The following is an 11979-nucleotide window of genomic DNA, read 5'->3' as shown; positions in this document are numbered from 1 at the left end:
CTCTCGTCGCGGTTGAACCTCGCGCTACTGCGGAGCGATACCGGGGCCGAGCGAGTCGATGCGAATGCGCACCAGCTCGTCGTCGGTGCGCTTGCTCAACCCACGCGCGAAGACCTCGTCGCAGGTGACCGCGAGCGGTCGCTGGATCACGAGGTCGGAGACCTGGGGGGCCGACTCGTTGTATACGGTCCATGAGACGCCGTCGGCGAGCCGGACGACGCGCACGCCGTAGGCCTGCCCCCAATCGGTGTTGGGGTGGATCGCGATGGCAGCGTAACCACAACCCACGACGAATCTCTCCGAGTAGCTGCCCAGCGTATCGGCCAGAACATGTCGCTTGTTCGTCGCCACCGCGGCGGGATCGGTCGAATATTTCGCCGTCCAGACCTGGTAATCCGAGTAGATGCCTTCGCTGATCAGGCCATTTTCCTCGAGCCAGACCATGTCGACCCCATCGGTGCCGATGCCACTTGCCGACCGCGTGTAATCGTTGGGCCAGCCTACGAGGGTCTTCACCCCTCCAGCCCGCGTCCACACTTTGACGGCGCTACGGATCGAGGTTCCGCCTTCCCAGAACACGTCGTCACCGGAGAAACGGTAGCCCGCATAGATCATCCCGAAGTCCTCCGGCGCGACGGCGATCGTTGCGATCTGGGTCATCGAATCGAGCGCATAGACGGGGTCCGCTGATCCGACCTCTTCGACGAGGTAACGTGCGCCGATGTCGAACTGTTGAGAAAATGTGCTCGTGGAGCGATGCCCTTTGGGAAGGTAAACCACCGGCTGCAAGCTATCGACGCTGCCTCCAATGGCGCCGCCGATCGTGAAGTCGTTGTCCGAATCATAAATGCGATAGACGGCCTTTCCCCCGTTCATCGAACCAGGTTTGATGCCGCAGCCGCCGGTCAGCAGTAGCGAGTTGTGCACGGGACCATCGGCGTCGGCGACGACGACGTAACCGATATCGCCGACGATTCGAGTGACCTCGAGCCGCGCCTTCCCATCGACGACCTCCGCCGCACTTTCGACCAGGAGGTTCGGCCCCTCGGCGGCCTGCCAATCGGTGACCATGCGACGGCAATCCATGCTGTCCGGACCGGGCATGCCGTGGCCGGCTTCCAGCACTGAGCAGGATTCCCAGCGATAGGGCTCCGGCAAGTGAGCCTTGTCGTCAGGAATGTAGAAGCCGCATGCCGGATCGTAATCGGCAAACAGCGACCACCCGGCAGGAATGGTCTTCCCCGTCGGCGGTCCCGCGGAGCTGTCGACGCGTGCATCGGCAGCCCCACCGCGGGACGGTTTCGGTCGCGTGCCGTCGGGCGCGGCGTCGACGTCACCACCGTCGTCGGTTCCGGCCTCCTCGAGGGCACCGGAACATCCACCAGCAACGCCAATGGCCAAAGGAATGGCCGCGACAGCGATGGCAACGGTACGCGACCAATTCGTCATTTCAGGAGGCTCCAGATCGAGGTCACGGAAACCGGCGCTTGCGGGACGATATCCGTTCTGGGCAGACGTGCCACCAAAGCAGGCCTGCGCTGCGCCGAAACACCTTCTCGTGGCGTTGCGAGTTTGGCTTCGCGGAAATGAGAAGAGGCGCGCGGCTCGGAAAAGCCAGCGCGCCTCTTTTGCCTATTCGGCTTATCGAATTTCGATCAGCGCGATTCGGCGTAGCGCTTGCGGATGGTCGGGATGAGGTACTCGTCGAAGGCGCGGTCGACGTCGTAGGCGGGCTTCCAGCCCCAGTCCTTGCGGGCGCGCGAGTCGTCCATGTCGGCGGGCCACGAGTCGACGATCTTCGAGCGAACCGCGTCGGGCTCGAAGGTGATGTCGGCGCCCGGGAAGGCCTTGCGGACGCGGTCGGCGATCTGGCCGGCGGTGGGGCTGAAGGCCGTCACGTTGTAGACCGTGTCGGTGAGCTTCTCGCGATCGGCCTCGAGGAGCGTGAGGAGCGCGGTGACCGCGTCGGGCATCGCCATGAAGGGGATGCGCGCGTCGGGGCCGACGAAGGACTTGTACGCCTGGCCCTGGGCCGCAGCGTGGAGCATCTCGGGGCCGAAGTCGCTGGTGCCGCCGGTGGGAACCGTCTCCGCCGAGATGAGGCCCGGGAAGCGGATCGAGCGGAAGTCGAGGCGGGCCGCGTTCGCGAGGGCGCCGAGCTGGCGGAAGTAGTTGGTGAAGTAGCGACCGAGGTGCTCGCAGTACAGCTTGTTGCAGCCGTACATCGTGATCGGCGTGTTGTACGCGTCTTCGACGACCGCGCCGGCCCTGGTCTTCTCTTCGACCGAGGGCATGCCGTAGACGGCGATCGAGCTCGGGAAGATGAAGCGAACCGGACGACCGAGGCGCTGCGACTGGTTCTGCGCCACGCGGAGCAGGTGGAGCGTGCCCTCGACGTTGACCTGGTGCGCGAGCTCGGGATCGCGCTCACCACGCGTGCTGAGGAGCGCCGCGAGGTGGAAGACGACTTCGATCTCGTGATGCGCCGCGACCTGATCGAGGAGGTAGCGGTCCATGATGTTGCCGGCGTACGTCTCGAGGCAGTACTGCCGGTACTTCTCGGGAAGCGGCGTCAGGTCGACCGTGACGACCCGGTAGTTGCCTTCGGCGTGAAGGCGTTGCAGCAACGTACGACCGATCTCACCATTCGCACCGGTAACGAGAACGACAGGCTTGCTCATCGGCGTCGCACGCTAGGCGTCCATCCGTGCGCCCGCAAGCGGGTCCCGGCCCCGTTCTCTGCGTCATCGACATCGCTCTTGCGGTCGAGCTAACGACGCACTGCGACGTACTCGTGTGGTCGCGCTTCACCTGCTCGTCACCGCTCGTCACGTGCCGTGATCGCGTGACGTTGCGCTCGCGCTCAATAGGCGGGGAGAGGCTCGAGGTCGACGATTCGGAGCGCTTCGTCGTTGCCCACGACCGTGAAGCGGTTGACGTGCGCGCTCTGCGAGACGACGGTGCCCAGGCCGTCGATGAGGACGGCGTCGGCCTCGTAGCTTCCAGCGGCGAGGACGATGCTCGCACTGAACGCTCGGCAGTCTACCTGGGAGACGCTGAAGACTTCGTTCCTCGGAGTCGTGACGGTGATTTGCGTCGCCGCGGCGTTCCGCGCTTCGCATTCGGACGGGAGGCTCACGCTGTCCACCGTCCATCGCAGCGTGAAGAGGGCCGCCGAAGCATCGAGCACCGGCACGGGGGCGGGCTCGATTCGATGTCGGGGTTCGACATCACACGCGGCGAAGACCCCGATGCCGGCCACGCCAAAAGCGAGAGTCACGAAGAGCAGGACGCGCGCGGGGTGTGCGCCAAAGCTCGTCCTCGCGATCGCTGCGGCCATGAGGGAACAGGCAGCAAGCCTGGTGCCGCAGCGCTGTCTCGAAGCTCAGGCGACGCGGGCGACGGCTTCTTCGTGGCGCCGCGGAGTGCGGAGCTTGCTACCGGAAAGCGCAGCCGCAATGCCGAGGCCGCTCATGGTGAGCTTCATGCGCAGCGCATCGACGTGCCCTTCCGCGTGGAGGCGGGAGACCACCGCGCGAACGTCGGTCCGGCGGACGTCGAGCTCGGAGGCCACCTCGTCGAGGCGCGCCACGCGACCCTTGGCCTGGGCAACGCCGAGGAGGCGGATGACGTGAGCGGCGAGAGAGCGGGTATCGATCGAGTTCATGACGAGATCTCCGAGGCGGTCCGTGAGGTGCGTGGCCCGCGTGACCCGTTCGACCCCGAAATGCCGGCCCCGAACGGCGTGACGCGTGTACTCCACAACCATGTAATGTGCAAGCGCCGAGCCGCACACATGGTCTCCAACGACGTTTTTCTCTCCCCCCTGTTTTCCAGGCCTCGCGTGAAAGGCGTCATGGATGGGCTTCGCCCCGCACTTCAATAAGCGCTGCCGTCGCGTCGGCTCGATCTGGTGGAAGTCCGATCCATCCATGCCCGTTTTCGTCGGGTGGGCGCTCGGCTAGAAGAGCGCCATGTTCGGCCGAGCAAAGGACATCTATTCAAGCACCCTGGGCGAGATCCGCGAGGCGGGCCTCTACAAGGAAGAGCGCATCATCGTTACCCCCCAGGCTGCCGAGATCGGCGTGGGCGAGGGCAAGGAGCAGAAGGTCCTCAACTTCTGCGCGAACAACTATCTCGGCCTCTCCTCGCATCCCGAGGTGATCGCCGCCGCGCATCGCGCGATCGACACGCACGGCTTCGGTATGAGCTCCGTGCGCTTCATCTGCGGCACGCAGGACCTCCACAAGGAGCTCGAGAACAAGCTCTCGAACTTCTTCGGCACCGAGGACACGATCCTCTACTCGTCGTGCTTCGACGCGAACGGCGGTCTCTTCGAGACGCTGCTCGGTGAAGAAGACGCGATCATCTCCGACGCGCTCAACCACGCCTCGATCATCGACGGCATCCGCCTCTGCAAGGCCGAGCGTCATCGCTACGCGAACGGCGACATGGGCGAGCTCGAAGAGGCGCTCAAGAAGACCCAGGGCAAGCGCCTTCGCATGATCGCGACCGACGGCGTCTTCTCGATGGACGGCTACCTCGCGAAGCTCGACGTCATCTGCGACCTCGCCGAGAAGTACAACGCGATGGTCATGGTCGACGACTCGCACGCGAGCGGCTTCATCGGCAAGACGGGCCGCGGCACGCCCGAGCACTTCGGCGTCCAGAGCCGCATCGACGTCATGACGTCGACGCTCGGCAAGGCCCTCGGCGGCGCGGCCGGCGGCTTCACCACGGGCAAGAAGGAGATCATCGATCTGCTTCGCCAGCGTTCGCGCCCGTACCTCTTCTCGAACTCGATCGCGCCCGCGATCGCCGGCGCAGCTTCGGCGGTCGTCGACCTCCTCTCGAGCTCGACGGCGCTCCGCGACAAGCTCATGGCGAACGCCAAGCGCTTCCGCGACGGCGTGACGAAGGCCGGCCTCACGGTGAAGGACGGCGAGACGCCGATCGTCCCCGTCATGCTCGGCGACGCGAAGCTCTCGCAGGAGATGGCGAAGAAGCTCCTCGACGAGGGCATCTACGTCATCGGCTTCTTCTTCCCGGTCGTTCCGAAGGGCCAGGCGCGCATCCGCGTCCAGCTCTCGGCCCAGCACACCGACGAGCAGATCGACCGCGCCGTCGCCGCCTTCGCAAAGGTCGGCAAGGAACTAGGCGTTATCGCCTGACCGCCTAGGGTTCGTTGGTGCGCCGCGGCCCTCGCAAGAGTCGCCGCGGCGCTGCCGTTTTGTGGCTTACCCGTGCCTTACGAGGTCGTCCAAAATGGCGTCGGACTGCTTTTTTGCCCACGAGGCGAAGTCCTTCATGAACTCGGCGACCTCGCGGAAGCGCTTCACCACCGATTCGCGATCGCCCATCGCCACCGCGCGGGCGAAGTGCGCCGCCTCTTGTTCGAAGACGTGCGAGAGGCGAGGGGCCTCCGGGTTGACGGTGAGGATGTCCGCGTAGAGCTCGGCGCGCTGCGAGAACATGCGACCGATCATGGCGAGCTCGGTGCGATAGATCGGACTTGCAAACTGCAAGCTTCGGCCGAGGTCGGCCTTGAGGCGCTCGAGCACGGAGCCGAGCACCATCGTCTTTTCGTGCACGAGCACCTGGATGAGCGCCATCTGCGCGTCGTGCTCTTCGGCGGTGGCCTCGATGGTCTCGGCGCCGAAGCTCTCGAAGAGCTTCTTCACGCGCGCGAACGCGGCGTCGCCGCGACCACGACACAGGACGACCTTCTGACGATCGAAGTCGCCGCCGTGCGGGCCGAACATCGGGTGCGTCGCGACGACGTCGACGCCTTCGGGGGCTGCCTCGAGCATGGCCTTCAGAGGCGCGCTCTTGATGGACGTGATGTCCATGAGGCACGCGCCGGGGCGAACGTGCGGAGCGATCCGACGAATCACGTCCACGGTCGCGGCGATCGGCACGGCGACGATGACGAGGTCGTTTCGCGACGCGACCTCTTCGGCCTTCGGTCCTTCGCCGAGGCCCATCGTCTCCACCTCGAAGCCGCCGTTCTTCAAGACGCGCGCGAGGAAGGCGCCCATGCCTTGCGTTGCGCCGATGATGCCGACCGAGAAGTGCTCGGCCTTCGTCTGGAGGATGCGACGCTGCTCGAGGCGTGAAGCCGCGAAGAGGCGAGCGTAGACGTCGCGTACCACGTCGTCGGGCACGTTCATGGTGCGACCGAGCGCGACCAGATCGTCGAGATGCGCGCCCTCGCGCTCACGGTCGAACGAGGGAAGACCTTTCTCTCCCTTGATGCGCGCGACCTCGCGGATGAGCCGCATGCGCTCGGCGAGGATCGCCACGAGCTCTCTGTCCTTGGCGGCAAGCTCGTCACGAATGGCCACGAGCTCGGGCGCGGGCGAGGGGGTCGACATGATGCGCCCTACTTAGAAAGAAAGCCGGACCTGCGCCACGGAAAGCGATAGAGCCGTGCGCACTCGCCTGGTTGTGCCATGCTTCCGCGCGCGTGAACGACTTCGACGCCCATATCTTCCGCGTACTCAACACGGCCATGTCCGGTCACGCCGTGCTTCTGGTGATGACCATCCTGTCCGTGATCGGGAGCGGCTGGTCGATGATCGCCATTGCGCCGCTCTTCGCGGCCGCCCGTACGCGTCGCTTCGCCGCGTTCCTCGTGACGGTCCTCTCGAGCACGGCGCTCGCGGTGTTCATCGGCAAGCAGATCGTCGGGCGAACACGTCCGTACATTGCGCTCGGCATTCAAGCGCACGTCGCCTCGGCGCCAACCGACTTCTCCTTCCCGAGCGGCCACGCCGCGGGCTCGTTCGCGTTCGCCACGTTCGTGGGGCTCGTGCTCCTTCGCGGTGGTCGCGCGCCGGTCGACGTCACCACGGGAAAAACGCGCGTCTATCGCATGCTCGGTGCCGCGGCACTCTTCGCGACCGCCACCGGCGTTGCCCTTTCACGCGTCGCGCTCGGCGTCCACTTCCCGGGCGACATCGCCGCGGGTGCGCTCCTCGGCATGCTGCTCGGCGCCACCGGCGCGACCTATTACCTACGTCAGCCCGGCGCGACCCCCGTTACCGACTAGGGCTCTCGGGCCGATGCTGTTCGGATAAACAAACATCCCTCAAACACCGATGGATTCGGCCCGAGATTTTTCACAGAAGGGCGGAAGGTCGGAAGTTTTTGGGGCGGAGAGCAAATCGCGCGATGCCGCGTCGGCATCGGGGGTATTCAATTCCCCTGCAAGCGCAGTTTGGCGCTTTACGCGGGGCGATTAATAAATCCTTCCGATCTTCCGGCCTTCCTGTGAAATTTCTGCCGGTCCGAACGGCATTGCTTCTCTAGGGAAGCCAGGTTTGGCCGGTTTCGCAGTCGACGTGTTTCATCGACACGCGACGGTCTTTCACGTCGAGCACGCCGAAGACGATCGGCAGGTGGAAGCGGCGAGGGCCGATCGAGCCGGGGTTGAATACGGTGAGGCCGCGATCGCGTCCGATGAAGGGCACGTGCGAGTGACCGCACACGATGATCGAGGCTCCCTCGGCGCGGGCGAGCTGCGCGGCGTCGGCGCGGATCTTCGGCCCGTAGACGGCGATGTGCATCAAGAGCACCTTGAAGAGGCTCTCGTCGTTCTCGACGATGTCGAGCACGAGCGCGTCGGGCAAGACGCCGTCGTTCGTGTCGATGTTTCCGCGCACGGCCGACAGCGGCGCGATCTTGGCGAGGTCCGTGAGCACGCTCGTGTCGCCGATGTCGCCCGCGTGGAGGATTCGGTCGGGATGCTCGCCGGCGATGAGCTCGGGGCTTCGCTCGTGCGGAAGGCTGTGGGTGTCGGCGACGACGACGAGATGCAGGGCACCGTTTTCGAGGCAGACCTTTTCGTGGCGCGTAACCAGTTTCGAGGCCGACTTGGACTTCGCCTTTGCCATCGCGGCTCGCAGGTTACGTCGTCGGGCGCGCGGTCAGTAGCCGAATTGACCAGGCCCCGCGCCGGAGCTGCTCGAGCTGCTCGAGCTCGAGCTCGAAGGGCCCTTGTGCAGCGTGAACGTGTGCGTGTGGCCGAGGGCGACCGAGGTCTCGACCCCCACCGTCTGTCCCACGGAAATGCGCTGTAGCGCCGTTTGCGAGAGCGTCACGGTGTGCGAGTGCCCGTCGGCGATGGTCGTGGCGTCGACGACGCCGCTCTCGGGCAGCGTCTCGAGCTGCTGCTCGGTGATGCAGATGTCGTGCGTGTGTCCGTCGGTGACGCTCGACATGCCGGCGGCGCCGCTGCAACTCGCGCGGAGCGCCTCGGTTTGCGAGTCGATGTCGGTGGCTGCGCCGCAACCAAGCGGCGAGGCGAGGGGAGTGGCGAGCCACGCGATCATCGCGGCCGAGGCTACGTAGCCCGCGCCGCGCACCCACGGACGACCTGAAGCCATGAACGACGCAGCTGCAAGCGATGAGCCGGGCGCTTGCGAGCCGCGTAGCTCGTCTTCAGGGCGTACCCTGGCGAGGCCGCGTCGTCGTCATGGACGCAGGAGCCTGCGAGGACATCGGCACGGGCGCGAGGATCTTCGCCACCGCCTGATCGACGCGCTCCTCCTTCACCTGGCCGGGCTGGACCTCGTCCTGCGCATAGCCGTGGAAGAGCTGCTTTCCCGACTGATCGAAGATGTCGATGACGAGCTGGCTCTGGGTTTCTTCGACGCTAGGGGCGCCGACCACCGCCGCCTTTCCGGTCGGCTGCCTCCTCACCTGGCGAACGCCCGACGACGACCGCACGAGGAGCTCGGGCTTCGTGCCTGGAGGCGCTTGCGCGTAGCCCCGTCGCGAGAGCTCTTCGTCGACGGTCTTGAAGATGATGTCCGTCACGTCGGGCGTGAGGTCCGTCCGCGCAAAGCCCTCGGGCGGCTGCTCCGCGGTCTCTTGCGCGTACGTGTGGTAGCGCGCGACGTCCGCACCTTTGTTCGCTTCGTTCGACTTGACCTGCATCGTGCTCCCGCACGCGGCGGCGAGCACGAGCATCGCAACAACGAGGAGGGATCGCATGAGAATGACGTACGCACGCTCGCCTTGGGGTGCATCGCATTCGGCCCGGCTTTTTGCGGAGGTTCGACGAGCTCGTGCGAGACCAATTGGCCCGCGTTTCGGTCCCCAGCTGTACGCCCCCTCGAACGCGGGCCTGGAAATGTGGGGTCGTACGACGGGCCCCTCGTCCGGCAGCGTCTGCTCGACCTTTCAAGGCCTTATCGTCACTCGGGGCACACTTTTCCTGACGGCTGTGCTTGCGTTCGAAGCCTCAGCGGGGACAAACTACGCGGCGCTGATGTCCTGTCGGCTTCTGCTGCGCGTGTTCGTCGCTCTCACGGCCTTCGTGGCCGTGTGGATCGTCGCGCCTTCCGCAGCACGCGCAGCATCGGTGAACGCGGCGCCCGTCTGTGACCCGCGCGGAGCGATCATGTTCGCGCCGCCTCCTCAGATGCAGGATCCGCAGCAGTCGCTCGACATCGTCGTCAACGAAGACGACTGCACGCAAAGCCCCCTCGAGACACGTCACCTGGTTTCGCATCGCGCACCCCTGTTGATCGACAGCGGGCCCGCGCAAGACCCCGCGACGGCCAACGTCGCGACGAGCGTCGCGGATCCCGAGAGTGAACTGTGTCCCGCTCCGGTCGCGAGTCTTTCTTTCGCGCGACCTGGTTTCCGGTCGGACCTCGAACGTCCGCCGCGCGCCTGAACGCCGTTTCCTAGCGTTTCAGGTTCGCGTGCGTGGTCGTGCAGTGTTCATCGGTGCGCGTCGCGCGTGACCGGTCCGTTCCTTCTCGGTAGGGCCGCTCATACGCAACTCGCATCGGTGATCGTGCCGCCCACGACGCCGGAAGTTTCGTTGCAACTTACAAGGATTGAAAATGGCAAAGGACAAGGACCACAAGGCCCACGCGGCCGACGTGCGCCCGCCGCCCGATTCCGGCGGCATGAGCACGGGTGTAGCAGTCATCGGATTCCTCCTGTGCTTCCTCGCGGGTGGCGCAGTCATGTGGGGCTACGACAGCCACCGCATGAAGACGGCGGGCGGCATCACGGCCGATTCGTCGTCCGCGGGCGGCGCGTGGGCGGACAGCGACTCCCCCATCCCCGTCACGAGCAAGGACCCCGTCTGGGGTAGCCGCTCGGCTCCGGTCACGGTCGTCATCTTCTCGGACTTCCAGTGCCCGTTCTGCTCGCGCGTCGAGCCGACGCTCGATCAGGTCAAGAAGACCTACGGCCCGGACAAGGTTCGCCTCGTCTGGAAGAACCAGCCCCTTCCGTTCCACGACAAGGCCAAGCCGGCGGCGCAGGCGGCTCAGACCGTCTTCACGCTCAAGGGCTCGGACGCGTTCTGGAAGTTCCACGACACGGCGTTCCAGAACCAGAAGGATCTGAGCCCCGAGTCGTACGAGAAGTGGGCCGTTGCGGCCGGCGTCGACGCGAACGCGTACAAGACCGCCCTCGCCTCGAAGAAGGCGGACGCGAAGATCGACGAAGACCAGCAGCTCGCGAACAAGGTCGGCGCCAACGGCACGCCCGCGTTCCGCATCAATGGCGTGGAGCTCTCGGGCGCGCAGCCGTTCGAGAAGTTCAAGGAAGCCATCGACAAGGAGCTCGGCAAGGCTCAGGCGAAGATCGCGTCGGGTACGCCCAAGGACAAGATCTACGTCGAGATGTCGAAGGAGAACTTCAAGGCCGCCCCCGCGAAGGCCGAGAAGGAAGACGACGACGAGAAGGAAGACACCAAGACGGTCTGGCGCGTGCCGGTCGGCAACTCGCCCTTCCAGGGCAAGGCTGACGCGCCCGTCACGATCATCGAGTTCTCGGACTTCCAGTGCCCGTACTGCAAGCGCGTTGAGCCCTCGCTCGACAAGATCAAGGAAACCTACGGCGACAAGGTCCGTATCGTCTGGAAGCACGAGCCGCTTCCGTTCCACCCGCGTGCAAAGCCCGCCGCGGCGCTCTCGATCGAAGCTCGCGTTCAGAAGGGCGACAAGGGCTTCTGGGAGGCGCACAAGCGCCTGTTCGATTCGCAGCCGAAGCTCGAAGACGCCGATCTCGAGAAGATCGCGGCCGACATGGGCCTGAACGTCGACAAGGTGAAGTCGGCGATCAAGGACGAGAAGTACAAGAAGGAAATCGACGCGGACGCCGAGCTCGGCGAGGACGTCCAGGCGAGCGGCACCCCGCACTTCTTCATCAACGGTCGTCGTCTCGTGGGCGCGCAGCCCTTCGAGAAGTTCAAGACGATCATCGACGAGGAAGTTAAGAAGTTCGACGACGCGAAGGGCAAGGTCGCGGCGAAGGACTACTACGACAGCCTCATGAAGACGGCGAAGGGCGCGCCCGAGCCGGAAAAGAAGAACGCTCCGCCGGTCCCCGCGGGCGCTCCGTTCAAGGGCGGCGCAAACGCCAAGGTCGTCATCCAGGAGTGGAGCGACTTCCAGTGCCCGTTCTGCTCGCGCGTCGAGCCGACCATCGCCGAAGTCATGAAGACCTACGGCGACAAGGTGAAGTTCGTTTGGCGTGACAAGCCCCTCCCGATGCACCCCGACGCTCCGCTTGCTTCGGAAGCGGCGCGCGAGGCGCTCAAGCAGAAGGGCCCCGACGGCTTCTGGAAGATGCACGACAAGATGTTCGCGAATCAGCAGAAGATTAAGCGCGAAGATCTCGAGGGCTACGCCAAGGAGATCGGCCTCGACATGGACAAGTTCAAGGCCGCTCTCGACAGCCACGTCCACAAGGCCGTCATCGACGCCGAGGACAAGGCCGGCACCGACGTCGGCATCAGCGGTACGCCCGCGTTCTTGATCAACGGGTACTACATCAGCGGCGCGCAGCCGTTCCCGAAGTTCAAGAAGCTGATCGACCGCGCGCTCAACGAAGCGAAGTGAGCAGCTAGTCTCCTAGCCTCTCTTCGTGAGTGAGCAGAAGCCCCTCGCCCTAGCCGGGTGGGGGGCTTTTTCTTTGGGCCTTTTTCGCCCTCGGTCGTGAAAATGACAC

At 65.2% G+C, this 11979-nt stretch carries 12 protein-coding genes; 4 read left to right on the top strand and 8 right to left on the bottom strand.

Features of this window, described 5'->3' with window-relative positions; translation table 11 throughout:
- Positions 1-24 precede the first annotated feature (24 nt).
- The 4 genes from AKJ09_RS11185 to AKJ09_RS11170 form a co-directional block, all read right to left on the bottom strand.
- Positions 25-1449 carry a hypothetical protein gene (locus tag AKJ09_RS11185; protein WP_146647184.1) on the bottom strand — a complete coding sequence of 475 codons (1425 nt, stop codon included), beginning with the start codon at positions 1447-1449 and terminating at the stop codon, positions 25-27.
- 206 nt (positions 1450-1655) lie between these two features.
- Positions 1656-2681 (bottom strand): NAD-dependent epimerase/dehydratase family protein, encoded by a 1026-nt coding sequence (locus AKJ09_RS11180; RefSeq protein WP_146647183.1) that lies wholly within the window; start codon positions 2679-2681, stop codon positions 1656-1658.
- 182 nt (positions 2682-2863) lie between these two features.
- Positions 2864-3340, bottom strand: coding sequence for a hypothetical protein (locus AKJ09_RS11175; RefSeq protein ID WP_146647182.1), 477 nt, complete (start codon positions 3338-3340; stop codon positions 2864-2866).
- Between the two features lie 45 nt (positions 3341-3385).
- The gene (locus tag AKJ09_RS11170) at positions 3386-3667 is read right to left on the bottom strand and encodes a hypothetical protein (protein WP_146647181.1); all 282 of its coding nucleotides are present in this window, start codon (positions 3665-3667) and stop codon (positions 3386-3388) included.
- Between the two features lie 307 nt (positions 3668-3974).
- On the opposite strand from AKJ09_RS11170, the gene kbl reads away from it, so the two are divergent.
- The gene (kbl, locus tag AKJ09_RS11165; RefSeq protein ID WP_146647180.1) at positions 3975-5171 is read left to right on the top strand and encodes a glycine C-acetyltransferase; all 1197 of its coding nucleotides are present in this window, start codon (positions 3975-3977) and stop codon (positions 5169-5171) included.
- Positions 5172-5237: 66 nt separating this feature from the next.
- Here kbl and tyrA read toward each other — a convergent pair whose 3' ends face one another.
- Positions 5238-6374, bottom strand: a complete 1137-nt coding sequence (tyrA, locus tag AKJ09_RS11160) for a bifunctional chorismate mutase/prephenate dehydrogenase (protein WP_146647179.1) — start codon at positions 6372-6374, stop codon at positions 5238-5240.
- A gap of 92 nt (positions 6375-6466) precedes the next feature.
- On the opposite strand from tyrA, the gene AKJ09_RS11155 reads away from it, so the two are divergent.
- A complete protein-coding gene (locus tag AKJ09_RS11155; protein WP_146647178.1) occupies positions 6467-7051 on the top strand; it encodes a phosphatase PAP2 family protein in 585 nt (194 codons plus the stop codon).
- 256 nt (positions 7052-7307) lie between these two features.
- On the opposite strand, the gene AKJ09_RS11150 is transcribed toward AKJ09_RS11155, so the two are convergent.
- From AKJ09_RS11150 to AKJ09_RS11140, 3 genes are read right to left on the bottom strand one after another with little or no spacing between them, the layout of a single operon-like run.
- The gene (locus tag AKJ09_RS11150; RefSeq protein ID WP_146647177.1) at positions 7308-7895 is read right to left on the bottom strand and encodes a metallophosphoesterase family protein; all 588 of its coding nucleotides are present in this window, start codon (positions 7893-7895) and stop codon (positions 7308-7310) included.
- Between the two features lie 33 nt (positions 7896-7928).
- Positions 7929-8387, bottom strand: coding sequence for a hypothetical protein (locus AKJ09_RS11145; protein ID WP_146647176.1), 459 nt, complete (start codon positions 8385-8387; stop codon positions 7929-7931).
- Positions 8388-8442: 55 nt separating this feature from the next.
- Entirely contained in the window at positions 8443-8997 is a 555-nt protein-coding gene (locus AKJ09_RS11140) for a DUF4136 domain-containing protein (RefSeq protein WP_146647175.1), read from the bottom strand.
- Positions 8998-9274: 277 nt separating this feature from the next.
- Between AKJ09_RS11140 and AKJ09_RS11135 the strand changes: the two genes are divergently transcribed.
- Together AKJ09_RS11135 and AKJ09_RS11130 are read left to right on the top strand one after the other, a co-directional pair.
- Entirely contained in the window at positions 9275-9685 is a 411-nt protein-coding gene (locus AKJ09_RS11135) for a hypothetical protein (RefSeq protein ID WP_146647174.1), read from the top strand.
- Between the two features lie 172 nt (positions 9686-9857).
- Entirely contained in the window at positions 9858-11870 is a 2013-nt protein-coding gene (locus tag AKJ09_RS11130) for a DsbA family protein (protein ID WP_146647173.1), read from the top strand.
- Positions 11871-11979 lie beyond the last annotated feature (109 nt).

The sequence above is a fragment of the Labilithrix luteola genome, assembly GCF_001263205.1.
In the GTDB taxonomy this organism is placed as follows: domain Bacteria; phylum Myxococcota_A; class Polyangia; order Polyangiales; family Polyangiaceae; genus Labilithrix; species Labilithrix luteola.
The sequence above is the reverse complement of the archived record's forward strand: the minus strand, read 5'-3'. Positions and strand labels throughout refer to the sequence as shown.